At 72.4% G+C, this 23,312-nt stretch carries 22 protein-coding genes; 13 read left to right on the top strand and 9 right to left on the bottom strand.

Annotated elements, in window-relative coordinates:
- Window positions 1–51 precede the first annotated feature (51 nt).
- Together AC07F0_RS06340 and AC07F0_RS06345 are read left to right on the top strand one after the other, a co-directional pair.
- Entirely contained in the window at window positions 52–1,686 is a 1,635-nt protein-coding gene (locus AC07F0_RS06340) for a PucR family transcriptional regulator (RefSeq protein ID WP_478974903.1), read from the top strand.
- Window positions 1,687–1,980: 294 nt separating this feature from the next.
- Window positions 1,981–3,444 (top strand): amino acid permease, encoded by a 1,464-nt coding sequence (locus tag AC07F0_RS06345; RefSeq protein ID WP_478974906.1) that lies wholly within the window; start codon window positions 1,981–1,983, stop codon window positions 3,442–3,444.
- Between the two features lie 52 nt (window positions 3,445–3,496).
- Here AC07F0_RS06345 and AC07F0_RS06350 read toward each other — a convergent pair whose 3' ends face one another.
- Window positions 3,497–4,378: an AraC family transcriptional regulator gene (locus AC07F0_RS06350; RefSeq protein ID WP_478974909.1), complete on the bottom strand. Its 882-nt coding sequence runs from the start codon at window positions 4,376–4,378 to the stop codon at window positions 3,497–3,499.
- A 206-nt stretch (window positions 4,379–4,584) separates the two neighbouring features.
- On the opposite strand from AC07F0_RS06350, the gene AC07F0_RS06355 reads away from it, so the two are divergent.
- Together AC07F0_RS06355 and AC07F0_RS06360 are read left to right on the top strand one after the other, a co-directional pair.
- A complete protein-coding gene (locus tag AC07F0_RS06355) occupies window positions 4,585–5,478 on the top strand; it encodes a glycosyltransferase family 2 protein (protein ID WP_478974912.1) in 894 nt (297 codons plus the stop codon).
- A 360-nt stretch (window positions 5,479–5,838) separates the two neighbouring features.
- A complete protein-coding gene (locus tag AC07F0_RS06360) occupies window positions 5,839–8,967 on the top strand; it encodes an AfsR/SARP family transcriptional regulator (RefSeq protein ID WP_478975004.1) in 3,129 nt (1,042 codons plus the stop codon).
- 46 nt (window positions 8,968–9,013) lie between these two features.
- On the opposite strand, the gene AC07F0_RS06365 is transcribed toward AC07F0_RS06360, so the two are convergent.
- From AC07F0_RS06365 to AC07F0_RS06375, 3 genes are all read right to left on the bottom strand, one after another.
- Entirely contained in the window at window positions 9,014–10,702 is a 1,689-nt protein-coding gene (locus AC07F0_RS06365) for a bifunctional 3'-5' exonuclease/DNA polymerase (protein ID WP_478974915.1), read from the bottom strand.
- A 116-nt stretch (window positions 10,703–10,818) separates the two neighbouring features.
- Window positions 10,819–11,562 (bottom strand): Clp protease N-terminal domain-containing protein, encoded by a 744-nt coding sequence (locus tag AC07F0_RS06370; RefSeq protein WP_478974918.1) that lies wholly within the window; start codon window positions 11,560–11,562, stop codon window positions 10,819–10,821.
- 66 nt (window positions 11,563–11,628) lie between these two features.
- Window positions 11,629–12,261: a LysE family translocator gene (locus tag AC07F0_RS06375; RefSeq protein ID WP_478974920.1), complete on the bottom strand. Its 633-nt coding sequence runs from the start codon at window positions 12,259–12,261 to the stop codon at window positions 11,629–11,631.
- Window positions 12,262–12,371: 110 nt separating this feature from the next.
- Here AC07F0_RS06375 and AC07F0_RS06380 point away from each other — a divergent pair, with 110 nt between their 5' ends.
- Window positions 12,372–13,484, top strand: coding sequence for a DUF2786 domain-containing protein (locus AC07F0_RS06380; protein ID WP_478974923.1), 1,113 nt, complete (start codon window positions 12,372–12,374; stop codon window positions 13,482–13,484).
- Between the two features lie 7 nt (window positions 13,485–13,491).
- Here AC07F0_RS06380 and AC07F0_RS06385 read toward each other — a convergent pair whose 3' ends face one another.
- The 4 genes from AC07F0_RS06385 to rpmB all read right to left on the bottom strand — a co-directional run bounded on the left by AC07F0_RS06385 (window position 13,492) and on the right by rpmB (window position 16,233).
- Complete coding sequence (locus tag AC07F0_RS06385) at window positions 13,492–14,040, bottom strand: DUF4232 domain-containing protein (protein ID WP_478974926.1); 549 nt, start codon at window positions 14,038–14,040, stop codon at window positions 13,492–13,494.
- Window positions 14,041–14,214: 174 nt separating this feature from the next.
- On the bottom strand, window positions 14,215–14,718 hold the full coding sequence (locus AC07F0_RS06390; protein WP_478974929.1) for a hypothetical protein: 504 nt from the start codon (window positions 14,716–14,718) through the stop codon (window positions 14,215–14,217).
- Window positions 14,719–15,691: 973 nt separating this feature from the next.
- Window positions 15,692–15,997: a 30S ribosomal protein S14 gene (rpsN, locus tag AC07F0_RS06395; RefSeq protein ID WP_020271508.1), complete on the bottom strand. Its 306-nt coding sequence runs from the start codon at window positions 15,995–15,997 to the stop codon at window positions 15,692–15,694.
- Window positions 15,997–16,233: a 50S ribosomal protein L28 gene (gene rpmB / locus AC07F0_RS06400; RefSeq protein WP_086561587.1), complete on the bottom strand. Its 237-nt coding sequence runs from the start codon at window positions 16,231–16,233 to the stop codon at window positions 15,997–15,999. Before rpmB ends, rpsN begins: the two co-directional genes overlap by 1 nt.
- A gap of 63 nt (window positions 16,234–16,296) precedes the next feature.
- On the opposite strand from rpmB, the gene rpmG reads away from it, so the two are divergent.
- From rpmG to AC07F0_RS06425, 5 genes are all read left to right on the top strand, one after another.
- Entirely contained in the window at window positions 16,297–16,461 is a 165-nt protein-coding gene (rpmG, locus tag AC07F0_RS06405; RefSeq protein WP_010044249.1) for a 50S ribosomal protein L33, read from the top strand.
- Between the two features lie 2 nt (window positions 16,462–16,463).
- Window positions 16,464–16,712 (top strand): type B 50S ribosomal protein L31, encoded by a 249-nt coding sequence (locus AC07F0_RS06410; protein ID WP_010044251.1) that lies wholly within the window; start codon window positions 16,464–16,466, stop codon window positions 16,710–16,712.
- A 4-nt stretch (window positions 16,713–16,716) separates the two neighbouring features.
- Entirely contained in the window at window positions 16,717–17,946 is a 1,230-nt protein-coding gene (locus AC07F0_RS06415) for a CobW family GTP-binding protein (protein WP_478974931.1), read from the top strand.
- 4 nt (window positions 17,947–17,950) lie between these two features.
- Window positions 17,951–18,184, top strand: a complete 234-nt coding sequence (gene rpsR / locus AC07F0_RS06420; protein ID WP_059419099.1) for a 30S ribosomal protein S18 — start codon at window positions 17,951–17,953, stop codon at window positions 18,182–18,184.
- Window positions 18,185–18,840: 656 nt separating this feature from the next.
- Window positions 18,841–19,059: a DUF397 domain-containing protein gene (locus AC07F0_RS06425; RefSeq protein WP_050810297.1), complete on the top strand. Its 219-nt coding sequence runs from the start codon at window positions 18,841–18,843 to the stop codon at window positions 19,057–19,059.
- Between the two features lie 92 nt (window positions 19,060–19,151).
- On the opposite strand, the gene AC07F0_RS06430 is transcribed toward AC07F0_RS06425, so the two are convergent.
- A complete protein-coding gene (locus AC07F0_RS06430; protein WP_436730791.1) occupies window positions 19,152–19,667 on the bottom strand; it encodes an ATP-binding protein in 516 nt (171 codons plus the stop codon).
- 343 nt (window positions 19,668–20,010) lie between these two features.
- Here AC07F0_RS06430 and AC07F0_RS06435 point away from each other — a divergent pair, with 343 nt between their 5' ends.
- From AC07F0_RS06435 to AC07F0_RS06445, 3 genes are all read left to right on the top strand, one after another.
- Window positions 20,011–20,835 carry a helix-turn-helix domain-containing protein gene (locus AC07F0_RS06435; RefSeq protein ID WP_436730794.1) on the top strand — a complete coding sequence of 275 codons (825 nt, stop codon included), beginning with the start codon at window positions 20,011–20,013 and terminating at the stop codon, window positions 20,833–20,835.
- 90 nt (window positions 20,836–20,925) lie between these two features.
- Entirely contained in the window at window positions 20,926–22,389 is a 1,464-nt protein-coding gene (locus AC07F0_RS06440; protein ID WP_478974934.1) for an aldehyde dehydrogenase family protein, read from the top strand.
- A 117-nt stretch (window positions 22,390–22,506) separates the two neighbouring features.
- Window positions 22,507–23,058 carry a DinB family protein gene (locus AC07F0_RS06445; protein WP_478974937.1) on the top strand — a complete coding sequence of 184 codons (552 nt, stop codon included), beginning with the start codon at window positions 22,507–22,509 and terminating at the stop codon, window positions 23,056–23,058.
- Window positions 23,059–23,312: the final 254 nt, after the last annotated feature.

Raw genomic sequence — 23,312 nt, forward strand, 5'->3', positions numbered from 1 at the left:
GGAGCCCCGGCATGGCTCCCAGCAGAGGCGACGATCATGGATCCGGCCGCAGTGTCTCCCACCGCAGCCGGCATCGGCCTGCGTCAGTTGCTGATGGTGCTGGGTGACTCGTTGGTGGAGGTGCAGGCCGCTCCCGCCGGGCTGGACGTCGAGATCCGCGGGGTCTCGCTGCTCGATCCCGAGGATCCGCCGACCGCACAGCCGGGCGAGCTCGTCCTGGTGATCGGTGCCCGGGGCCGGGCCGCCTTTCCCGCGCTGCGGGCCGCCGGGCGGGACGGAGCCGCCGCCGTCGTGGTCAAGCTGGACGGGCCCGGCCAGGCCGCGGCGCTCAGCGAGACCGCCGTCGAGGCCGGGATCGCCCTGCTCTCGCTGCGCAGCGAAGCACGCTGGGAGCAGGTGAACGCGCTGGCCCGGGCCGCCCTCGACGACGCACCGCCGGGCGAGCCGGGGATGGGGGCCGAGGAGGGCGACCTGTTCTCGCTCGCCCAGACCACCGCGATCCTCACCAGCGGCATCGTCAGCATCGAGGACGCCGCGAACCGGGTGCTGGCCTACTCCCGCACCACCGACTCCGACGAGGCGGACGACCTGCGCCGGCGCTCCATCCTCGGCTGGCAGGGGCCGGAAGGCTATCTGGCGAAGCTGCGCGAGTGGGGCGTGTTCCAGCACCTGCACTCCAGCGACGAGGTGATCGGTATCGACAGCCACCCCGAGCTGGGCATCCGCCGCCGGCTCGCGGTGGCCATCCGGTCCGGGGACCGACAGCTGGGCACCATCTGGGTGCAGGAGGGCTCGATCCCGCTGTCCGAACGCTCGCGCCAGGCACTGCTGGGCGCCGCCCGGGTCGCGGCCCTCCATCTCGTACGCCGTCGCAGGGAGCTCTCGGACGACGTGACGCTCACCCGGACCCTGCTGGCCGGACTTCTGGACGGCAGCACCGGACCGCAGCCGCTGGCCACGCACCTGGGATTCGACGCCACCCGCCCGGCCGCCGTGCTGGGTTTCTCGTACGGGACCACGGAGGCGTACGAGTCCCCGGGGGGCGTCGCCGCACCAGAACTGACCCACTCGGAGGTCACCAACCTGGTCTCCGTGCACATCGCCGCCCGGCACCGCAGCGCCCTGGTCACCCAGGTCGATCCCCGCATCTACGTGCTGCTGCCCCAGCTGCCCCGCGGCATCGACACGGACACGCTGCGCGGCTGGACCCAGGAGATCACCGACGCCGCACGGCGCCACCTGGGGCTGCCGCTGCGCGGCTCGGTCGGGTGCCTGGTGCCGGGGCTCGGGGACGTCCCCGAGTCACGCCGGGAGGCCGACCGCATCCTCGACGCCATGGTGAGCGCCGGAGTGGCCGTGGCGGTCGCCGCGCTGCCGGACATCCAGGCGGAGGTGCTGGTCAGCGAGATACTGACGCTGCTCGCCGCCCGCCCCGAGATACGGGATCCCCGGCTGACCGCCCTGCTCTCGCACGACAGCCGGCACCAGGGCCGGCTCGCCGAGACGCTCCTGACGTACCTGAACTCCTTCGGTGACATCCGGGCGGCGGCCGCACAGCTCCATGTGCACCCCAACACGCTGCGGTACCGCCTTCGCCGGGCCGAGCAGCTGACCGGCCTCGATCTCAGCCGTCCCGACCAGCGTCTGCTGGCCATGCTCCAGCTGCGGCTGCCGCCCACCGGCTGACCCGGTTGCGCATTGGCCGGTCGTACAGCCATCGAGGTCGAGTTTGTTCAGCCTTCACAAACAATTGGCCCCATGAGCCCCCATACGCTTGCGCAAATCCATTTCCGCAAGTGATGCGGCCCACCTCCCACGAGGAGACGGAGCGAAACGCGGACGTGCGGTGACGACCCCATCACCGGCACGACATCCGGATTCCGCGAACCGCACCGTGAACGCTTCCGGGAATCGTCAGTGCCCCGACCGTCCCTCCTGACGTACAGCACGGCACTCCCAACGACCCCATGGATGTCGAACATGACTACACGTCCCCCCGATTCACTGACCCCTGACACCGCTCCATCCACCAGTGGTCAGCCTCCGGAGCAGCAGGCAGGTCTGCGGGCCGGTCTCAAGAACCGCCATCTGTCCATGATCGCCATCGGCGGAGTGATCGGTGCCGGTCTCTTCGTGGGCTCCGCCTCCGGCATCGCCGCCGCCGGACCCGGCATCCTCGTGTCCTACGCACTGGTCGGCGCCCTCGTCGTCTTCGTGATGCGGATGCTCGGCGAGATGGCCGCGGCCAACCCGACCTCCGGGTCCTTCTCGGCCTACGCGGACCGGGCGCTCGGCCGCTGGGCCGGGTTCTCGATCGGCTGGCTGTACTGGTTCTTCTGGGTCGTCGTCCTCGCCGTGGAGGCGACCGCGGGCGCCGTCATCCTGGAAGGGTGGGTGCCGGCCGTACCGCAGTGGGCCTGGGCCCTGATCGTGATGACGGTCCTCACCGCCACGAACCTGGCCTCGGTCGGCTCCTTCGGCGAGTTCGAGTTCTGGTTCGCCGGCATCAAGGTCGTCGCCATCACGGGCTTCATCATCCTCGGTGGGCTGGCCGTCTTCGGTGTGCTGCCCGGCTCCGACCATGCCTCCACGGGATTCGGAAACCTCACCGAGCACGGCGGATTCCTGCCGAACGGGCCGGGGGCGATCCTCACCGGCATCCTGCTGGTCGTCTTCTCCTTCATGGGCAGCGAGATCGTCACCCTCGCCGCCGGTGAGTCCTCGGATGCGCGGCGGGCGGTGGCCAAGGCCACCAGGAGCGTGATCTGGCGGGTCGGTGTCTTCTACCTCGGCTCGATCCTCGTCGTGGTCGCTCTGCTGCCGTGGAACGACCCGGCGATCGAGAAGAAGGGTTCGTACGTCGCGGCCCTCGACTCGATCGGCATCCCGCACGCCGGCGAGATCATGAACTTCATCGTGCTGACCGCCGTGCTGTCCTGTCTCAACTCCGGCCTCTACACCGCCTCCCGGATGGCCTTCTCCCTCGGGCAGCGCGGCGACGCCCCGCGGTCCTTCGTACGCACGAACACGCGGGGTGTCCCCCAGGCCGCGATCCTGGCCTCCGTGGTCTTCGGCTTCGTGGCGGTCGCCTTCAACTACCTGTGGCCGGACACGGTCTTCCAGTTCCTGCTGAACTCCTCCGGCGCCGTCGCGCTCTTCGTGTGGCTGGTCATCTGCTTCTCGCAGCTGCGGATGCGGGGGATCATCCTGCGCGAGAGCCCGGAGAAGCTCGTCGTCCGGATGTGGCTGTTCCCCTATCTGACCTGGGCGACGATCGCGATGATCACGTTCGTCCTCCTCTACATGCTCACCGACGGCAAGGAGGGCGGCGGCCGCAGCCAGGTGCTGCTCTCGGTGCTCGTCGCCGCGCTGGTGATCGGGATCTCGCTGGTCCGGGAGCGGGCCCGCCGGAAGGACACCGCGGAGACGGTCGCGCCTCGGTAGCCGCCCCCGCGAGCCCCGGGCCGGAATCGGTCCGGCCCGGGGCTCGCGGCGTTCAGCGGCTGGTCTCCCGTTCCACCGGCAGCCACAGCTCGGCGTCCGCCGTCGTCCCGTCCGCCGAGAGACCGGTCCGCAGGATCTCGGGGCCGGGGCGGCTGCGGTACGGGTTGGACGGGAACCACTCGGTGAACACGTCGCGCCACAGTTCCTGGATGGCCCGCGGTACCGGGCCGGAGGTGGTGAAGACCGCCCAGGTGCCGGACGGGACGGGCAGGGTGGTGACGCCCGCGGGGGCGCCGGCGGGGGCGGACGCCGTGGTGAGTGCCGCCTGGTAGTAGTCGAGTTCGGTGCCCTCGGCGCGGCCGGGATCCAGGTCGTCGCAGACCGCGACGATGCCCTGCGGCTCCTGGTCCGAGAGCTGTCCGAGCTGCTCCAGGGCCTGTTTGTCGAGCCCCCGGACGAAGTCGATGATCGCCTGGTTCGGGCCCGAATGCACGAGCGGTACCCGGGTCTTGAAGCCCGCGACGGTGAAGGCCGGGCGGTCCACTACTCGGTAGTGCATGCTGCTGCTCCCTTCGACGGTGAGGCGGAAGGTCAGCCGGGGCTGGGAGACGAGCGCGGCGCCGGTGCGCCGGGCCTCGCCCGGACCCACGCCGTGCATCGCGCGGAACGCCCGCGCGAACGCCTCGCCCGAGCCGTAGCCGTAGCGCACCGCGATCTCCAGCAGCGTCTCGTCGCCCGCGAGCACCTCCGCGCCCGCGACCGTCAACCGCCGGCGGCGGATGTACTCCGACAGGGGCATGCCTGCCAGCGCGGAGAACATCCGGCGCAGGTGGTACTCCGACGTGGTCGCGATCCGTGCGAGTTCGGCGCCGTCCACCGGCCCGTCGAGGTGGCGCTCGATGTGCTCCATCGCCTGGTTGAGCCGCTCCAGCACGCCCGGTTCCTTCCTCTTTCGTGATCACCACGCTAGGCAGCGCGCACCCTGCCGCACCCGACATCCTGTGCCCGATCCGGTCGGGTGCCGCCCGAGCCGGAGGGCGCGGGCGCACCGCCGTCCGGCAGGCGTACTTAAAGGGCCTTTACCGTGAACGGCTAGCATCGCCCGTCAACCGTCAGCGCCGACCGGGACGAGGTGAGGACATGGGGGCGCCCAGGATCGCCGTCGCCGTGGTGACGATGGGCAACCGGCCCGAGGAGGTCGACGCACTGCTGCGGTCCGTGGCCAAGCAGGACGTGCCGCCCGAGCGGATCGTGATCGTCGGCAACGGCTGCCCGCTGCCCGAGTTCGCCCGGCGGCTGTCGCTGCCCGGCGAGGTCACCCCGATCGAGCTCGACGAGAACCTCGGCTGTCCCGGCGGGCGGAACGCGGCCCTCGCGCGGCTGCGGGAGTTCGGCGACATCGACGTCGTCGTGGAGCTCGACGACGACGGGCTGCTCGTCGACGCCGATGTGCTGCGCCGTGTGCGGGAGCTGTACGCCGCCGACGACCGGCTCGGCATCGTCGGCTTCCGCATCGCCGACGAGCTGGGCGAGACGCAGCAGCGGCACGTGCCCAGGGTCGGCAACTCCGACCCCCTGCGGGGCGGATACGTCACCGGGTTCCTCGGCGGCGGGCACGCGCTGCGGACGGCCATGCTCGACGAGGTCGGCGACTGGCCCGCCGAGTTCTTCTTCGCGCACGAGGAGACCGATCTGGCCTGGCGCGCGGCCGACGCGGGCTGGCGCATCCTGTACGCGCCCGAACTGCTGCTCCAGCACCCGAAGACCTCGCCCGCCCGGCACGCCATCTACTACCGCGTGAACGCCCGCAACCGGGTCTGGCTGGCCCGCCGCCGGCTGCCGTTCGCGCTCGTCCCCGTCCACTTGGGCGTCTGGGTGCTGCTCACCCTCGTGCGCAACCGGTCGCGTGCTGGGCTGCGGGCATGGTTCGGCGGGTTCGTGGAAGGCGTACGGGAGCCGGCGGGTGAGCGGCGGCCCATGCGCTGGCGGACGGTGTGGCGGCTGACTCGGCTGGGTCGTCCGCCGGTCATCTGACCGAGCGACGCCGGCAGGCGGCCGGAAGTTTGGTGGGGCCCCGGCCGTTCACCTCCGCCGACCGGGACCCGGACCCGGCCGCGGCGGCGACACTCCCCCGAGTTGCGCGTCCAGACGCGCGCGCCGCCGGGCCAGATCCGACGTAGTGATCACATCAGGGTTTGCCAACCGATCGCTAACATGTGGCCAACGGTTCGCCGTTGCGTCGTCTGCCGATTGGCGTGAAGTCGCCGAACCAGGACGGACGACGGCCTGTGCGGGGGCGTTCCGGCGGAGAACGTGAGGACGAAGGTGGCGGAAAACCGCTGCCCCGGGGGCGGAAACCCGTCAAGGGCGGTGCCGCGGGGAGACGGGGGCGTGATGGGGTCATCTGCCTGTTCGGGCAGCCAGGACGGTTCCGGCGGGCGGCGCGGGCTGCGCTTCGGCCTGCTCGGGCCGCCGGTGCTGTACCACGACGCCGACGAGGGCGGCCGGAGCGAAGTACGGGATGTCGCGAGCCCCAAGTCCCGTGCGCTGCTGGCCGCTTTGCTGCTCGACGCCGGACGGGCCGTCTCCGTCGAGTCGCTCAAGGACGCGCTGTGGGGCGGGGCGCCGCCCGTTTCCGCCCAGGCCTCGCTGCACAACCACGTGGCCCGGCTGCGGCGGTTACTCGACGATCCCGAGCGGCTGCGGACCGTGCCGTCCGGGTATGTGCTGCGGGTCGACGAGGGAGAGCTGGACGTCCACGTCTTCGAGGCCCGTGTCGCCGCGGCGCGGGCCGCGCACGCCGGGCAGGACTGGGAGCGCGTCGTGCGTGAGTGCGGCGCCGCGCTCGCACTGTGGCGGGGCGCGCCGCTCGCCGGGCTGCCGTCCGAGGTGGGCGGGTACGCCTTCGCACGGCGGTTGCGCGAGGCCCGGCTGCTGCTTCTGGAGTGGCGCTACGACGCCGAGTTGGCGCTGGGCGGCCCGCGTGTGGACGGGCTCGTGCCGGAGCTGGCGGCGTTGACCGCCGAGTATCCGCTGCGGGAGGTGTACCACCGCCAGCTCATGCTCGCTTTGCACCGGACCGGCCGCCAGGCCGAGGCCCTGGCCGTCCACCGCGATCTGCGCACCCGCCTGGTCGACCAGCTCGGCATCGAGCCGGGGCCGGGGGTGCGGGAGGCGCATGTGGAGGTGCTGCAGGTCGCCGCGCCGCCCTCGTCCGATCAGCCGCAGCCCGCCCAGCTTCCCCCGCCGCCGGCGCATTTCACGGGCCGTACCGCCGAACGCGACCTGCTGCGCCGCACCCTGACGGCACCGGGAGTGCCGGCGTCGACCGCCCCAACTGTCCCCTTCTCTCCCGCCGTTCCGGCCACCGCCGTCATCAGCGGCATGCCCGGCGTCGGCAAGAGCGCACTCGCGCTGCACGTCGCACACGAGTTGGCGGAACGTTTCACCGATGGGCAGCTCTACCTCGACCTGCACGGCGCCACCCCCGGCATGGCCCCTCTCACCCCGGGCCAGGCGCTCACCGCCCTGCTGCGTGACCTCGGAGCCGAGCCCTGCCGCATCCCCGAACACCCCGACGCGGCATCCGCGTTGCTGCGCTCGCTGCTCGCGCCGACCCGCACGCTCCTGGTGCTGGACGACGCCGCCAGCGCCGCGCAGATACGGCCGCTGCTGCCGGCCGGCGCCGGGTGTGCGGTGATCGTCACCAGCCGTTCGCCGCTCACCGCCCTCGACGGCGTCGCCCGCTTTCCGCTCGGCCCCCTGTCGGACGAGGAGAGCGCGGCGCTCCTGGTCGCGGCTTCGGGCCGGGCCGGACTGGACGGCTCGGACGCCGCCCGCCGCCTCGTCGAACTCACCGGCCGCCTCCCCTTGGCCCTGCGCGTCGTCGCCGCGCGCCTGGCCGCCCGGCAGGCCCTCACTCCGGACGTCCTCGCCGGGCAACTGGCCGGGACGCGAGGGCGGCTGCGCCACCTCGAGTACGACGACCTGAGCGTGCGCCGCTCCCTGGCTGTCGCCCATGACGCGCTCGCCGGCTCCGAGCGCGAGGCCGACCGGGACGCGGCCCTCACCCTCCGCCGTATCGGAGCGCTGGATCTGCCCACGTACGGCGCACCCTTGCTCGCCCGCCTCACCGGCACGGGCGAACGCCGCACCGAGGCCGCCCTGGACCGCCTCGTCGACGTGGCCCTGCTCCAGGAACCGGCGTACGGGCGCTACGCACCACACGGCCTCGTCCGCGACTTCGCCCGCGAGCTGGCGGGGGAGCGGAGCGTGACGGGGGAGCCGGACGCGGCCGGCACCGGCGGCTCCGGCGATCCCCGTGAAGGGGGCGGCGTACGGAACGCGAACGACACCGGCGCAGACCACATCGGCGCCGACCACACCGGCGCCTGCGAAACCGCCCTCCGCTGGTACGCCGCCGTCGCCGAGCGGGTGCTCGTCGCGATCGTCGAGCCCGGCCCCGACCAGGACGACCGCCGTCGCCCCACCGCGGCCCAGCCACCCGGGCACGCGGCACACGTCGACACCGTCGCCCCCTTCGACACCCCCGAGGAGGCCTTCGCCTGGGGCGACAGCGAGCTGGCGAACATCGTCACCCTGGTCGAGCGGTACGAGGACGACCCGTGCCGGCGGCGCGCGGGGCTCGTCTCCACCCTCGTGCGGCTGATCCTCCCCTACGCGCACCGCACGGGGCGCCTCGCCGAGATGGAGGTGCTCGGCCGGGCCGGACTGCGCGTGGCGCGGCGGCTCGGGGACGAGGCGGCGCAGGCCTACGCGCTGGTCGACCTCGCCGGACTGCACTTCCTGACCGGCCGCCAGAGCGAGGCGCTCGACCTCAACGACCGCGCGCTGGCCATCTGGCGGCGGCTCGACGACTCGTCCTGGATCCGTCGCTGCCTCAACAACCGCGGCCTGCTGCTCGACGGGCTGGGCCGGCCCGCCGAGGCGGCCGAGGCGCTGACCCGGAGCCTGGAGTACGCACGGCAGCTCAACGACCCGTACGGCGAGGCCGTCACCCACAGCCATCTCGGCAACCTCTACGAGCACACCGACCCGCGGGCCGCCATCGAGCAGCACCGGCGTGCGCTCGCCCTCGGGGACGAGATCGGCGCCGTCATCGTGCGGCACACCGCGCACTGCAACATCGGGTACGCCCATCTGCGGCTCGGCGAACCGGCCGCCTCCGTCGCGCACTTCGAGGAGAGCCTGCGCATCCTGGGCGGTCACGGCGACTGGCACGGCGAGTCCCAGACCCGGCTCGGTCTGGTCCGCGCGCTGAGGCTGCTGGGCCGCACGGGGAGGGCCGTCCGTGAGTGCGCCGAGCTCCTGGACCGGGCCGACGCCCGCGCTGACCGCTACACCGTCGGCCTCGCCCGCCACCAGCACGGGCTGCTGCTACGGGAACAAGGGCGGGACGCGGCGGCACGCGAGGAGTGGGGCTCGGCTCTCGCGGCGCTGGAGGGGACCGACGCGCACGCGGTGGTCAGGGAACTCCGCGAGCTGCTCGCTCCCGCCGACTGACACCGCGACCTCGGCCGCTCGCTGCTCAACTGCTCGGCCAGGTGGGCTATTTGGCGTCCGCGTAGCACTCCACCACCGCCGTCGTGAACGGGAACCGCACCGGCGTCTCCCCGAAGGTCAGCCGGCCGGCCAGGGCAGCCGCCTCGCGGATCGCCGCGACGACCGTCTCCGTCTCCTCCTCGGGGCAGTGCACGATCACCTCGTCGTGCTGGAAGAAGACCAGCTCGGCCGCCAGGTCCGCGCAGGATCTGCGCAGCGCGGCGAGCAGCAGCAGGGCCCAGTCGGCCGCGCTGCCCTGGACGACGAAGTTCCGCGCGAAGCGGCCGCGGGCGCGGGCGTTGGTGGAGGCGTACCCGGGCACCCACGGTCCGCTGTCGGGCTGCTCCTCGTCGGTGGCCGGGATGCCGGCCTCCTCCGCCGCGTCGTCCGTCCCCCGGGCCGCCGGCGGGCAGGTCCGGCCGAGCCACGTCCGCACGAGCCGGCCCTCCTCGCCGGCGCGGGCCGCCTCGTCGACGTACGCCACCGCCCGGGGGAAGCGGCGTCTGAGCGCGGCTAGGTTCTTCAGACCATCGCCGGAGGTCTGGCCGTAGACCGCGCCGAGCACGGCGAGTTTGGCCTGGGCGCGGTCACCGGAGAAGGCGCGGTCGGATACGGACTGGTAGAGGTCGCTCTCCCGCCCGGCCACCTCCATCAGCCCGGGGTCGCGGGAGATCGCGGCGAGGACACGCGGCTCCATCTGGTCGGCGTCGGCGACGACGAGCCGCCAGCCGGGGTCGGCGACCACGGCCCGCCGGATCACCTTGGGGATCTGCAGGCCACCCCCGCCGTTGGTCACCCAGCGCCCGGTCACCGTCCCGCCCGCGAGGAACTCGGGCCGGAACCGCCCGTCGCGCACCCAGTCCTGGAGCCAGGACCAGCCGTGGGCGACCCAGATGCGGTACAGCTTCTTGTACTCCAGCAGGGGTTTCACCGCCGGGTGGTCGACGGACTCGATCTCCCAGCGGCGGGTCGAGGCGACCTTGATCCCGGCCTGTGCGAAGGCCTTGACCACGTCGGCGGGCAGATCGGGCCGCACCCGGCGGCCGAACGCCGTGGACACCTCGTCGGCCAGCTCGGCCAGGCGGCGCGGCTCGCCACCGCCCGCGTACCGCTCGCCCAGCAGGTCGTGCAGCACCGCGCGATGCACCTCGGTGCGCCAGGGCAGCCCGGCGCGGTTCATCTCGGCGGCCACCAGCATGCCGGCCGACTCGGCGGCCGTCAGCAGGCGCATCCGCTCGGGGTGCTCGGCCTGCGCATGCCGTTTCTGCTGCTCGGCGTAGACCGCGAGGAGGTCCGCCAGGGGCAGGTGGACGCCCTGTGGTTCGAACAGGGGGGACTGGGAGCCCGGTTCGGCGGAGCGCTGCGGCGGATCGGGCGGTACGGGACCGCCACGCAGCCGGGCCAGGGCGGCCGCGGCCGAGCGTGGTTCCCCGTACCGCCCCTCATGGCCGAGGAGGAGCGTCTCGGCGGCCTCGATGTCGTAGCACCGCTCGACTCGCACCCCCGTGGCGAGCAGGCGCGGGTAGACCTCGGCGGTGGACCGCCACACCCACCGCGCGACGCCGGGACGGCTCCGTATGGCCTCGGCGGCATCCGCCTCCCGCCGCACCGGCCCGACGGGCAGCCCGTCCGGGCCGAGGGGCGCGACGTCCACGCCACCGTCCTCGGCCCCAGCGAGCGCCCACCGATCGGCCATGCTTGCGAGTGTGCCAGGGGGGTCTGACAACGCCCCCTGACGGCGGCCCGGCCCTGGCGGCCGTCCTGGTCTCGGTCGCAGTCTTGGTCCCGGCCCCGGTCACCGCCCGGGCGGGCTCAGGCCCCGTCCTGCGCGTCCTTCTGCGCCTGCACGATCTTCTCCAGCACCTCGGCCACGTACCGTTCGGTCCGCTCCTTGTCGATGCCCAGGCCGCTGAGGACGCCCTCGCCGTTCTCGTGCTCCAGCAGGGCGAGCAGGATGTGTTCCGTGCCGATGTAGTTGTGACCGAGGCGCAGGGCCTCGCGGAAGGTGAGTTCCAGGACCTTCTTGGCGGCCTGGCCGTACGGCACGAGCTCCGGGGCCTCCTCGACGGCCGGCGGCAGTGCGGCGGTCGCCGCCTCGCGGACCGTGTCGAGGGAGACGCCCTGCTCGACGAGCGCCTTCGCGGCGAGTCCGTCGGGCTCGGCCAGCAGACCGAGGACGAGGTGCTCGGGCACGCCCTCGGCGTTGCGCGCGGACGTGGCCGCGTTGTGCGCGGCCATCACCGTGTTGCGGGCGCGGGGCGTGTAGCGGTTGAAGCCCTGGCTCGGGTCGAGGTCGGCCGACTCCTTCGGCACGAACCGCTTCTGCGCGGCCTGCCGGGTGACCCCCATGCTCTTGCCGATGTCCGTCCAGGAGGCGCCCGAACGCCGGGCCTGGTCCACGAAGTGGCCGATCAGGTGGTCGGCTACCTCGCCGAGGTGATCGGCGGCGAGCACCGCGTCCTGGAGCTGTTCGAGGGGTTCCTGGTGAACCGTCTTGATCGCCGCGATCAGATCGTCGAGGCGCACCGATGACGTGATGGTGGGGTTCGTCGTCATGTGTCAACCGTAGGTTGCACCCCCTCGGGTGTCAACCGCGAGTTGACATCCGCCGTCAGGTGCCGACTACTTCGGAGAAGTCGCCACCAGCCGCACCGCCAGCCCCGTGAACACCGTCCCGGAGACGATGTTCAGCCAGCGGTTCACCCGCGCACTGCGCCTCAGTAGAGCCGCCAGCCGCCCCGCGAGCAGGCCGACGCTGCCGTCCCACAGGAAGCCCATCACGACGATCGTGATCCCGAGCAGCATCAACTGCCCCTGGACATGGCCGAGCGACGGGTCCACGAACTGGGGCAGGAACGCCACGTTGAAGAGGATCACCTTGGGGTTGAGCAGGTTGGTGATCGCGCCTTGCCAGAACGCCCGCCGCATCCCCGGGCCCGCGCTGCCGGCCCCCTCCTCGCCCGGCACCGAACGGTCGCGGAACGCCTTCACCGCCAGGTAGAGCAGATAGGCCGCGCCCGCCCAGCGCAGCACGTGGTACAGCGTCGGCAACGCCGTGAACAGGGCCGACAGACCGAGCGCCGCCGCGACCGCGTGTACGAGCATCGCGCACGCCACCCCGAACGCCGCCATCACCCCGGCGGTGGGCCCGCCCCGGCCGCCCATGGCCACAATGAACATCATGTCCGGGCCGGGAGTGATGCAGAGCGCGAAGGCGGCGACGAGGAACGCCGCGTACAGAGACATGTCCACCATGAGATCCATGCTCGAAGTCCCCGCCGCGCCGGACGACCCAATTCCGCGGAGTGAGACGTACGAGGTCACCGATGCCGGGCCGCCCGTGACGGCGTGGCACCATCGGCCCCGTGAGTACGCCCACCACCGTCGACCGCGCGTTCGAGGCCGCCCTGTACGACACCAGCGAGACGGCCCTCGACACCGGCGCGTCCCTGCTCGCGTCCGACCCGGCGGCGGACACCGAACTCGCCCGTCGCGGTGCGGAGTTCGTGGCGGCGGCCTGGCGGCGCGGCTGGCAGCCGGCCGACGTCGTACGCATCGTGCGGCGCGAACTGGACGACGTACACGTCCACCTGGTGGCGGAACTGATCCGCACGCAGGCGCAGCACGACCGCCCGCGCGGCCGCCGCTGGAACGCTCAGCTCGCGGAGCTCCCCGCCGGCGCCCCGCCCCGCACCGACCGCTTCTCGCACGCCACCGCCGTGCTGGAGCTGTACCGCCTGCTGCTGCGCCTGCCCGCCCTCGAGTCCCTCGACGGGGCCTTCGGCGACTCGCCCGGTGAGCCGAGGACCGAGTCCCGCATGCTCGGCCGTATCCGCGCCCTGCTCGCCAAGGCCGAGGCCACCGGGTTCCCGGAGGAGGCGGAGGCGCTCAGCGCCAAGGCGCAGGAGCTGATGGCCCGGCACAGTGTCGACGAGGCGCTGCTCGCGGCCCGGGCTCCCTCGCCCGAGATGCCCGGGGCCTGCCGGATCGGTGTCGAACCGCCCTACGAGCAGGCCAAGGCGGTGCTGCTGGACGCCGTCGCCGCCGCCAACCACTGCCGGGTGGTGTGGAACGAGCCCCTCGGCTTCTCCACCGTGGTCGGCTTCGAAACCGACCTGGAAGCCGTCGAACTCCTGTACACCTCACTCCTCGTGCAGGCCACGACCGCGATGACGAAGGCGGAGGCGGCCCAGCGGGCGCGTGGCCGCAAGCGCACCAAGACGTTCCGGCAGTCCTTCCTCGCGGCCTACGCCCACCGCATCGGCACCCGCCTGGCGGCCGCCGCCGAGACCCAGGTGACACAGGACATGCTCCCTGTCCTCGCCTCCCGCGACGTGGCGGTCACCGGCCGGCTGGACCGGATGTTCCCGGAGACGACCACGACCCGCCTGCGCGGCGTGCGCGACGCGGCGGGCTGGACGGAGGGCGCCCAGGCGGCGGACCGCGCCCAGGTGGACCACCGCCCGCCGCTGCGCTGACCTGCCGTCAGTCGCCGGAGGACTCGAAGCCGCTCACCGAGGCCTTTGCCGCGCCGCCGCTGCCGCTCCCGTCCCTCCGGGCGACCTCGCCGTACGACCACGGCAGGTCGTGTGCGTCCTCGGTGGCTCCCGGCAGGGCGAAGGACGCCTTCCGCACGGGAAGGCTCTTCGGGGAGCCCGCCTCGCCCCGGACGTAGGTGATCGTGAAGGACGTGGTGCCGCCCTTCCCGAGGGTGAGCGACCGGTCTTTCGCGGTCCGCTCCGGGGACACCGATGTCGTGCTGTCCTCCGCCAGGAGGTCGACGGCGGGGAAGCCCTTCAGGGTGCACGCGCCGCCCTTGTTGGTGAGGGTGACGGTGACATTGCCCGTGTCCCCGGCCGCCGGGGCCGCACCGGCCCCGACCTCGACGCCCAGGTCACCCATCACACAGGCCGAACCGCCCGGCCGGTCAGCGTTCTTGGCGTCGTCGCCACCGGTCTCGGTGTCCTCGCAGGCGGTCAGCAGGAGCGTCGTGGCGAGGGCGGCGGCCAGGGCGAGGGGAGGAAAGGTGCGCATGGGGTCCTCGGTGCGTGATGGGGATGAGTGCGTGTTGGGGATGAGTGCGTGATGGGGATGAGTGCGTGATGGCGATGAGCGGTTCCGGCGCATGGATCATCTCGGACGCGGAGCCCGTCACGCACCCGGGCAGGCCGCCCGCCCGGACGGCCTGCCCGGCACGACCCCGCGCTCCTATCCGAGGCCCGCCGTCGGCAGTCCGGTCGGCAGCTTCCCGCCCTCGGCCTTCCGGTACGTCTCAGCGCCGAGGCCGCCCTCCCAGGTCACCTTCAGGCTGCTCCCGTTCACGGAGTCGACCATGCCGGTCGTCCGGTCCTTGGAGCCGTCCGTGCACTTCAGGCGGATCATCCGCATCCCGGACTGCTCGCCCGCGGTGCCGCTGCACACGCTGCCGCCGGTGGCGAAGAGCGCGGCCTGCTTGCCGGTGATCACCAGGGCCACGGCCTTGCCGCCGGTCGTGGCGAGCCAGCTGCCCGCGAGCTCGCCGGCGCCCGACCCGTCGGAACCGGAACCGGAGTCGGAACCAGAGCCGGAGTCGCCGCCCGTTCCGGCGGACGCCGTGGCGGACGGGGCAGGGCTGGACGCCGCGTCGTCCCCGGAGTCGCCGTCACCGCTGCACGCGGACAGCACGAGTGCGCCCGCCAGTCCCGCGGCCGCCGCCGCGATCCGCACCGGCATCCGCCGACTCGCTCCCGGGCGACGCGAGAAGATCACCGAAGTCACTGCAAGTCCCCAACCTGTAGCCGTCCGACCGGCCCCGACGGAGCCCGCCGCCCCTTGCCGGAACCCGCAGCAAGCTACCAGGACGGGTCAAGAGGCCCCGGGGCCGACCCCACGGGCCTCTCACCGACCTCAGAGGCCACCACCGCCCCCCAGAGGCCTCCCGACCGGCCGGCGGCTACCGGGCCGCCCGCAGCCCTGCCCGCTCGGCTCGGGGCCGGGCCGTCCGTCGGCCCCGGGCGGTCGGCGCTCGGCTCGGGACCGCCCGCCAGCTGTGGGAAGCCTGGTCGGGGCCCGCGCTGTCTTCGGGCCCCGGGCGGTCCGCAGGCCGAGGGCACGCATCGCCGCCGGGAGACTCTCGGCCCTGAGCGCCCGCCGTTCGCGGGCCGCCCGCCGGCTGCGGGTGCCCGTAGGCGCCGGTCAGCTGTCGGCTCAGGGGAGCCGCTCGGCCACGAGCCGCTCGCCGGCTGCGAAGGCCCGTCCGGCTGCGGGTGCCCGTAGGCGCCGGTCAGCTGTCGGCTCAGGGGAGCCGCTCGGCCACGAGCCGCTCGCCGTTCGCGGGCCGCCCGCCGGCTGCGGGTCCCGAAGGCCCCGGTCAGCTGTCGGCTCAGGGGAGCCGCTCGGCCACGAGCCGCTCGCCGGCTGCGAAGGCCCGTCCGGCTGCGGGTCCCGAAGGCCCCGGTCAGCTGTCGGCTCAGGGGAGCCGCTCGGCCACGAGCCGCTCGCCGGCCGCGGAGGCCCGTCCGGCTCGGGGGCGCCCGAAGGCCCCGGTCACCCGTCGTGCCCTGGGCCGTGCGTCGACTGCGGGAAGCCTGTCGGCCCCGGGCGGCCCGCAGCCCCGGGCGGCCCGCAGCTCCGGGCCCGGAGAAGCCCCGCAGCCCCGAGAAGCCCCGGGCCCGGAGAACCCTCGCAGCCCCGAGAACCCCCAAGCTCACCAGGAGGACTTACGCACCCCCGGCAAATACCCCGCATGCGCCTGCTCGCGCAGACTCACCCGGGACAGTCCGAACGCCCGGAAGTACCCGCGCGGACGCCCGTCCACCTGGTCCCGGTTGCGCACCCGCGTGGCGCTCGCGTCGCGCGGCTGCCGGCGCAGTTCCGCCTGTGCGGCGAGCCGTTCGGCGTCCGTGGACGACGGGCGCCGGATGATCTCCTTCAGTTCGGCCCGCCGGGCGGCGTACCGCGCGACGACCTCCTGCCGCTTGTCGTTCTTCGCGATCTTGCTCTTCTTCGCCATCAGACCTTCACTCCCCGGGCGCGGATCCGGGCGACGGCCGCCTCGACGCCGATCGTGTCGACGGTCTTGATCGCCCTGGCGCTCAGCCGCAGGCGGACGTACCGGCCCTCGCTCGGCAGCCAGTAGCGCTTGGACTGGATGTTGGGGTCGAACCGGCGTGACGTGCGCCGGTGGGAGTGCGAGATGCGGTTGCCGAAGCCGGGCTGGGTGCCGGTCAGCATGCAGTGCGCGGACATCTGGTGACGTACCTCTCTGACTCAGGAGATGTAAATGGAATTCATTTTCAGTAGCATAGCGGCATGGCACGCAATGAACTCCGGCCGGTCATCAAGCTCCGGTCCACGGCCGGGACCGGCTACACCTACGTGACCCGCAAGAACCGTCGCAACGACCCGGACCGACTGACCCTGCGCAAGTTCGATCCGGTCGTCGGCCGCCACGTCGACTTCCGAGAGGAGCGCTGACCATGCGCGAGGGAATCCACCCGGACTACGGTCCCGTCGTCTTCCGCGACCGTGCCGCGAACTACGCGTTCCTCACCCGCTCGACGATGACGAGCGAGAAGACGATCGAGTGGGAGGACGGCAACACCTACCCGGTCGTGGACGTCGAGATCTCCGACGTCAGCCACCCCTTCTACACCGGCACCGCCCGCGTCCTGGACACCGCGGGACGCGTCGAGCGCTTCGAGCGCCGGTACGGAAAGAAGGGCTGACCCCATGGCTGTCCCTCCTGGGCTCTCCGTCGTGATCGTCGGCGGCCTGCACGCCGACGCCCGCAGGGCGGCCGTGGCCCGGCTGCTCGCCGACGTGCCCGGCAGCGTCGCGCTCCACCACGACCTGGCGACGGCCGCGGCCGGCACGGTCGTACGGACCGTCCGGGACGCCACCGGAATCCTGGACGCGGGGGAGGCGCCGCTCGTCAACGACTGTGCCTGCTGCGCCCTGCGCGAGGACCTGGTCCCGGAGCTGGAGCGACTCGCGGACGCCGGGCGGACGCCCCTGGCCGTCGTCGAGCTGTGGGACTCCGTCGAGCCCAAGGCCATGGCCGAGGTCGTCACGGCCGGCGGGCTCACTGTCACCGGCGTGATCACCGCCGTCGACCCGGCCCTGGTCCTGCCCTACCTCGGCAACGGCGACGACCTGGCCGACGGCGGTCTCGCCGCCGCCGCCACTGACCAGCGCACGGTCGCCGACACCTTCGCCCGCCAGCTGGAGTACGCCCCCGTCCTCGCGATCGCCGAGTCCCCCGAGGCCGACGACGAGGACCGCGAGCTGCTCGCGCAGCTGCACCCGACGGCCCGCCAGGTCCCGATCGGCCCCGGCGACCTGGCGAGCGCACCCGCGCCCGGCGCCTTCGCGGCGGACACGGCCGACGGCCTGACCGTGCCGGCCCCGCGGCGCCGCCCGCTCTCCCCGCTGGCCGAGGCCGCCCTGGCCGGCTTCGACGTGGAGTCGGCGGCGGCCGCCCAGCACCCGGCCTGCGCCCTGCTCCCCGCCGAGGCCGACGCGCACGGCGTCTGCACCCTGGTCTGGCAGCAGCGCCGCCCCTTCCACCCGGAGCGGCTCTACGCCGCCCTGGAGGACCTGACCTGCGCTGCCGCCCGCAGCCGGGGCCGGTTCTGGCTCGCCGACAAGCCGGACACGCTCTTCCACTGGGACGCCGCGGGCGGGGCCCTGTGCGTGGAGAGCGCGGGACCGTGGCTCGCCTCCCTGCCGGACGCGGCCTGGGAGATGGTCCCGCCGGTGCGCCGCGCCGCCGCCGCGCTGGACTGGCACCCCGAGCACGGCGACCGCGGCCAGCACCTGGTCTTCACCTCACCCGGCCTCGACCGGGACGGCCTGGAGCGGCTGCTGGAGTCCTGCCTGCTGACCGACGTCGAGTACGCGGCCGGGCGCGACGCCTGGCAGCGGCTGCCGCATGCCTTCGACACCCTCCTGGAGGTCTGACCCGATGCCCCGCAAGATCGACCGCAAGCCCGTCAAGAACCGCCCCAACCCGCTGGACCAGGCGGGGATCGAGTACATCGACTACAAGGACACCGACCTGCTACGGAAGTTCATCTCCGACCGCGGCAAGATCCGCAGCCGCCGGGTCACCCGCGTGTCGGCCCAGCAGCAGCGGCAGCTGGCCCGGGCGATCAAGAACGCGCGCGAGATGGCGCTGCTGCCCTACTCCAGCCGTTGACGCCGTACGCCGGCCGCTGACGCCGTACGCCGGCCGCTGACGCCGTACGCCAGTCGCCGACCGCCCAACCCGGGTGAGGTTCCCCACGCTTGACGGGTGGGGAACCTCATGCATCGGTCCCGAGGTCCCACGGGACGCACGCCGGGCGGTCCGCCGGGGCCGGACGGCCGACCGCCTGTCCGGCGATGGTCCGACCCCGGCACCGGCCCCGAGGACGACCTCACGGTCATCCGCGCGGCCCAATTCTCCCCGCCCCCGCAGGAGGCGGTCGTCTTCCGCATGGAGGCCTGCCGGCCCCGCCCCGGCCTTCGCCCCCAAGCCCCCAGCTCCTGTTTCTCCCGCGCGCCCCCCGCGCTGTTCCCCGCGCCCGCGGGCGAACGGATGCTCCGCCTCCATCGGACCTCCGCCGAACCCGCCGACTTCGCCGCCGGTGGCCGGGAACGCGCGGCCGGGCAGTCCCGTCAAACAAGCAAGAGCTTTCGGTAAAGCGGCCGTCAAAGCTGTAACCGGAGGACCACCCCACGTGCACGTGCATCTGCCCATGCATCTGCACGTGAACAGGGCTATGATCCGGGTCAGTTGACCGCTGCATCAATGGCCACACCAGCCAGTGCACCACCGGGGAGCGACCTGTGGACCACGACGTGTACAACGGTATGGCGGCCGCCGGGCTGCGGGGTGTGGCCTGGCAGAAGAGCCGGCACAGCAACTCGCAGGGCTCGTGCGTGGAGTTCGCCCGGCTGCCGGGCGGTGACGTGGCCGTCCGCAACTCGCGTTTTCCCGACGGTCCCGCGCTGGTCTACACCCGTGCGGAGATCGAGGCCATGCTGCTGGGCGTGAAGGACGGCGAGTTCGACCACCTGGTGGGGGGCTGACGCCCGGCATCCCCTTCGTGAAACGGGGCAATCGGTAACTCAGCGCGCTGCGACGCGCGTAGAACCGCGGCGCGAGGAAGCGCCGCGGTTTCTCATTCCGCCTGCGGCCCCGCATCGGGCCGCGGCAGCCGGAACAGCGCCCAGACCACCTTGCCGCTGAGCGCGCCCGCCAGCGGATGCCAGCCCCAGCTGTCGCTGAAGGAGTCGACGAGGAACAGCCCCCGGCCCGACTCGGCCGAGAAGTCGTCGGTCTCCCGGGCGACGGGGCTGTCGTGACTGGGATCGCGCACCGCGCACACGAGCCGCTCGGTCCACCGCATCAGGTGCAGCCGCACGGGCGGCTCCTGACCGGTCACGCAGTGCGTGCTCGCCGGCAGGCCGTGCCGCAGGGCGTTGGTGACCAGTTCCGAGACCACCAGGCAGACGTCGTCGAAACGGTCGCCCATGTCCCACTGGTCGAGGGTTCTGCGGGTGAACCGCCGTGCTTCGCGCACCGCTTCGTAGCGGGCGGGCAGAGCGCAGGAGGCGGCGTCGGACACGGCCGCGGGATCCAGCGGCGGAAGGCCCTGCCTTAAAGGCTCGAGCATGGTCGATCCATTCGTCCCCATGCGAGGCACTCCCGGGAATTCGCGGTCGGTGCGATGCGGCGGTGGTGCGGGACCATGGTTTCGGATGCGTACAGCAGATGCAAGGGCAGATGCACGTGCAGGTGACCGGAATGAGTCGTCCCGTACCGCTTGTTGGTCAATTTTTCCGTCATCTTCACAGCCCTGTCTGCCCGTTTGTTTGCCTCCTTCTTGCAACCGCGCGCGTGCGTCCCCTGTCTCGATTCCGTTTCCGTAACCGGACGAGTACTGCTCGGAGTGTTTTAGTGGCAGACTTCGGCCCCTGAAGACGTTGGGGAGGCTGGCGAACGTGAGCGCGGGAGAGCCGGGATCGGTGGTGCGGCGCATGCTGCTCGGATCACAACTCAGGCGACTGCGTGAGGCTCGGGGCATCACGCGCGAGGCGGCGGGCTACTCGATCCGCGCCTCGGAGTCGAAGATCAGCCGCATGGAGCTGGGCCGGGTGAGCTTCAAGACCAGGGACGTCGAGGACCTGCTCACGCTGTACGGCATCACGGACGAGCAGGAGCGCGCCTCCCTGCTGTCCCTGGCGAAGGAGGCCAACGTCGCGGGCTGGTGGCACAGTTACTCGGACGTGCTGCCGAGCTGGTTCCCCACCTACGTCGGCCTGGAAGGCGCCGCCTCCCTGATCCGGGCGTACGAGGTGCAGTTCGTGCACGGCCTGCTCCAGACCGAGGCGTACGCGCACGCGGTGGTCCGGCGGGGCATGCAGGGCGCCAGCGAGGCCGACGTCGAGCGGCGCGTGGCGCTGCGCCTGGAGCGGCAGAAGCACCTCGTCGACGAGCGCGCGCCCGACTTCCACATCATCCTGGACGAGGCCGCCCTGCGCCGCCCGTACGGCGACCGCGAGGTGATGCGCGGCCAGCTCCAGCACCTCATCGAGGTCTCCGAGCGGCCCAACGTGCGGCTCCAGGTGGTGCCGTTCAGCCTCGGCGGCCACTCCGGCGAAAGTGGCGCGTTCACGATCCTCAGCTTCCCGGAGTCCGACCTCTCGGACGTCGTCTACTTGGAGCAGCTCACCAGCGCGCTGTACCTGGACAAACCCGAGGACGTCGCCCAGTACGAGAAGGCGCTCAAGGAGCTCCAGAGCGACAGCCCGGGCCCGTCGGAGAGCCGGGACCTCCTGCGGGGGCTCCTCCAACTCTCCTGAAACCTCCAACTCTCCCGAAACCTCAGTACGATGACGTGTGATCAGATCGTGAAGGCGCGATCGAGGGTCTGCTAGGGATCGAGGGATCACATGTCGTCGTCCTACTTCACCGACCTTGCACAGCAGTACATCGACGGTGAGTGGCGCCCGGGTACCGGCTCCTGGGACATCATCGACTTCAACCCGTACGACGACGAGAAGCTGGCGTCGGTCACCATAGCCACGGTCGACGAGGTCGATCAGGCGTACCGGGCGGCCGCCCGGGCCCAGGAACAGTGGGCCGCGACCAACCCCTACGCCCGCCGTGCCGTCTTCGAGAAGGCCCTGCGGCTCATCGAGGAGCGCGAGGCCGAGATATCCGAGGCGATCATCGCCGAACTCGGCGGGACGCGGCTGAAGGCCGCCTTCGAACTGCACCTCGCCAAGGAGTTCCTGCGCGAGGCGGTCCAGTTGGCGCTGCGCCCCGAGGGCCGGATCCTGCCCTCGCCGGTGGACGGCAAGGAGAACCGCGTCTACCGCGTGCCGGTCGGTGTCGTGGGCGTGATCAGTCCCTTCAACTTCCCGTTCCTGCTCTCGATCAAGTCCGTCGCCCCGGCGCTCGCACTCGGCAACGCCGTGGTGCTCAAGCCGCACCAGAACACGCCGATCGTCGGCGGCTCCCTGGTCGCCAAGATCTTCGAGGACGCGGGGCTGCCCGGCGGTCTGCTGAACGTCCTCATCACCGACATCGCGGAGATCGGCGACGCCTTCCTCGAGCACCCGGTGCCCAAGGTCATCTCCTTCACCGGCTCCGACCAGGTCGGCCGGCACGTGGCGACCGTCTGCGCACGGCAGTTCAAGCGCTCGGTCCTCGAACTGGGCGGCAACAGCGCGCTGGTGGTCCTCGACGACGCCGACATCGACTACGCGGTCGACGCGGCCGTCTTCAGCCGGTACGTCCATCAGGGCCAGGTCTGCATGGCCGCCAACCGCGTCCTGGTCGACCGGTCCGTAGCCGACGAGTTCACCGAGAAGTTCGTCGCCAAGGTGAAGACCCTCAAGGCGGGCGACCCGCGCGACCCGGAGACCGTCATCGGTCCGGTCATCAACTCCTCGCAGGCGGACGCCGTCGCGGGCGTGGTCGAGCAGGCCCTCGCCGAGGGCGCCACGGCCCTGGTGCGCGGCGGACGGACCGACAACCTCGTCGAACCGTCCGTGCTGACCGGCCTGCCCGCCGACTCGGCCCTGCTGCGGCAGGAGGTCTTCGGCCCGGTCGCGTTCCTCGTCCCGTTCGACGGCGAGGAGGAGGCCGTACGCCTCGTCAACGACACCCCGTACGGCCTGAGCGGCGCCGTGCACACCGCGGACGTCGAGCGGGGCGTGAACTTCGCCAAGCAGATCGACACGGGCATGTTCCACGTGAACGACGGCACGGTCCACGACGAGCCGATCGTCCCCTTCGGTGGCGAGAAGCACTCGGGCCTGGGCCGGCTCAACGGCGAGACGATGGTCGACTCCTTCACCACGACCAAGTGGATCTCGGTGCAGCACGGCCGGAGCCGGTTCCCGTTCTGATCCACGCTCTGATCCTTTCGGCCCGCCGGACCCTTGCGGACAGAACCTGACCGCAAGGGTCCGTAGCTTTGTCGGTGCCGGGGGACAGGCCCCCGGATCCGGCGAAAGGCGGCGGTCATGGTCACTCACGTTCCCGCGGAGGCACACGGCGACGAGCGCGGAGCGCTGCTGTCCTTCATCGAGGAGCAGCGCGGCGGCATCCGGCGGGCGGTGCTGGGGCTGACCGACGAGCAGGCGAGCTCCCGTCCCAGCGCCAGTGAGCTGTCCCTCGCCGGGCTGGTCAAGCACGTCGCCGAGGTCGAGCAGATGTGGGTCTCCCTGGCCAAGGGCGAGCCGCCGGCCGTCGTGCGGGACCAGAGCAACTGGCACGAGTGCTTCCGGCTGGTCGAGGGGGAGACCGTCGAGTCGCAGCTGGCGTACTGGGAGAAGGTCGCCGCGGAGACGGAGGACTTCATCCGCTCGGTGCCGAGCCTCGACGACACCTTCGCGCTGCCGCCCCAGCCCTGGTTCCCGCCGGACGGCCGGGTCTCCATGCGCTGGCTGTGCCTGCACCTGATCCGCGAGACGGCCCGGCACGCCGGCCACGCCGACATCATCCGTGAGTCGCTGGACGGCGCGACGGCCTTCGAGCTGGTGGCCGCGGAACAGCAGGTGGCGTCCGGGTCCTAGCCAGGGCCGGGGCGGGCGTCCCCGCACCGCACATCGGGCCGGTCTCCCGGCCTGATCCGAACGGCCGGTGCTGGCCAGTGCCGCGGCAGGCAACGTTCGCCCCGTCGCGACGCCCGGCACCCTCCCCCACTGCCTTAAGGACGTGGGAGGTGCCCCCATTCGCCGCACCGGCCGAAAGCCCAAGTACGTCCAGTACGAGGGCTTCCGGCCGGCACTCCCCCAGCCTTCGGCCGGGGGGACCCCCAGAGCACGCA

The sequence above is a fragment of the Streptomyces sp. NPDC045955 genome, from assembly GCF_056430805.1.

What these genes read in the sequence shown, in the direction of transcription:
- rpsN (WP_020271508.1), bottom strand. Translation starts at nt 15,997, where the DNA reads ATGGCGAAGAAGAGCAAGATCGCGAAGAACGACAAGCGGCAGGAGGTC.
- AC07F0_RS06375 (WP_478974920.1), bottom strand. Translation starts at nt 12,261, where the DNA reads ATGGTGGACATGTCTCTGTACGCGGCGTTCCTCGTCGCCGCCTTCGCG.
- AC07F0_RS06430 (WP_436730791.1), bottom strand. Translation starts at nt 19,667, where the DNA reads ATGGGGACGAATGGATCGACCATGCTCGAGCCTTTAAGGCAGGGCCTT.
- rpmG (WP_010044249.1), top strand. Translation starts at nt 16,297, where the DNA reads ATGGCACGCAATGAACTCCGGCCGGTCATCAAGCTCCGGTCCACGGCC.
- AC07F0_RS06435 (WP_436730794.1), top strand. Translation starts at nt 20,011, where the DNA reads ATGCTGCTCGGATCACAACTCAGGCGACTGCGTGAGGCTCGGGGCATC.
- AC07F0_RS06385 (WP_478974926.1), bottom strand. Translation starts at nt 14,040, where the DNA reads ATGCGCACCTTTCCTCCCCTCGCCCTGGCCGCCGCCCTCGCCACGACG.
- AC07F0_RS06355 (WP_478974912.1), top strand. Translation starts at nt 4,585, where the DNA reads ATGGGGGCGCCCAGGATCGCCGTCGCCGTGGTGACGATGGGCAACCGG.
- rpsR (WP_059419099.1), top strand. Translation starts at nt 17,951, where the DNA reads ATGCCCCGCAAGATCGACCGCAAGCCCGTCAAGAACCGCCCCAACCCG.
- rpmB (WP_086561587.1), bottom strand. Translation starts at nt 16,233, where the DNA reads ATGTCCGCGCACTGCATGCTGACCGGCACCCAGCCCGGCTTCGGCAAC.
- AC07F0_RS06390 (WP_478974929.1), bottom strand. Translation starts at nt 14,718, where the DNA reads ATGCCGGTGCGGATCGCGGCGGCGGCCGCGGGACTGGCGGGCGCACTC.
- AC07F0_RS06365 (WP_478974915.1), bottom strand. Translation starts at nt 10,702, where the DNA reads ATGGCCGATCGGTGGGCGCTCGCTGGGGCCGAGGACGGTGGCGTGGAC.
- AC07F0_RS06425 (WP_050810297.1), top strand. Translation starts at nt 18,841, where the DNA reads ATGGCGGCCGCCGGGCTGCGGGGTGTGGCCTGGCAGAAGAGCCGGCAC.
- AC07F0_RS06370 (WP_478974918.1), bottom strand. Translation starts at nt 11,562, where the DNA reads ATGACGACGAACCCCACCATCACGTCATCGGTGCGCCTCGACGATCTG.
- AC07F0_RS06345 (WP_478974906.1), top strand. Translation starts at nt 1,981, where the DNA reads ATGACTACACGTCCCCCCGATTCACTGACCCCTGACACCGCTCCATCC.
- AC07F0_RS06410 (WP_010044251.1), top strand. Translation starts at nt 16,464, where the DNA reads ATGCGCGAGGGAATCCACCCGGACTACGGTCCCGTCGTCTTCCGCGAC.
- AC07F0_RS06445 (WP_478974937.1), top strand. Translation starts at nt 22,507, where the DNA reads ATGGTCACTCACGTTCCCGCGGAGGCACACGGCGACGAGCGCGGAGCG.
- AC07F0_RS06415 (WP_478974931.1), top strand. Translation starts at nt 16,717, where the DNA reads ATGGCTGTCCCTCCTGGGCTCTCCGTCGTGATCGTCGGCGGCCTGCAC.
- AC07F0_RS06440 (WP_478974934.1), top strand. Translation starts at nt 20,926, where the DNA reads ATGTCGTCGTCCTACTTCACCGACCTTGCACAGCAGTACATCGACGGT.
- AC07F0_RS06360 (WP_478975004.1), top strand. Translation starts at nt 5,839, where the DNA reads ATGGGGTCATCTGCCTGTTCGGGCAGCCAGGACGGTTCCGGCGGGCGG.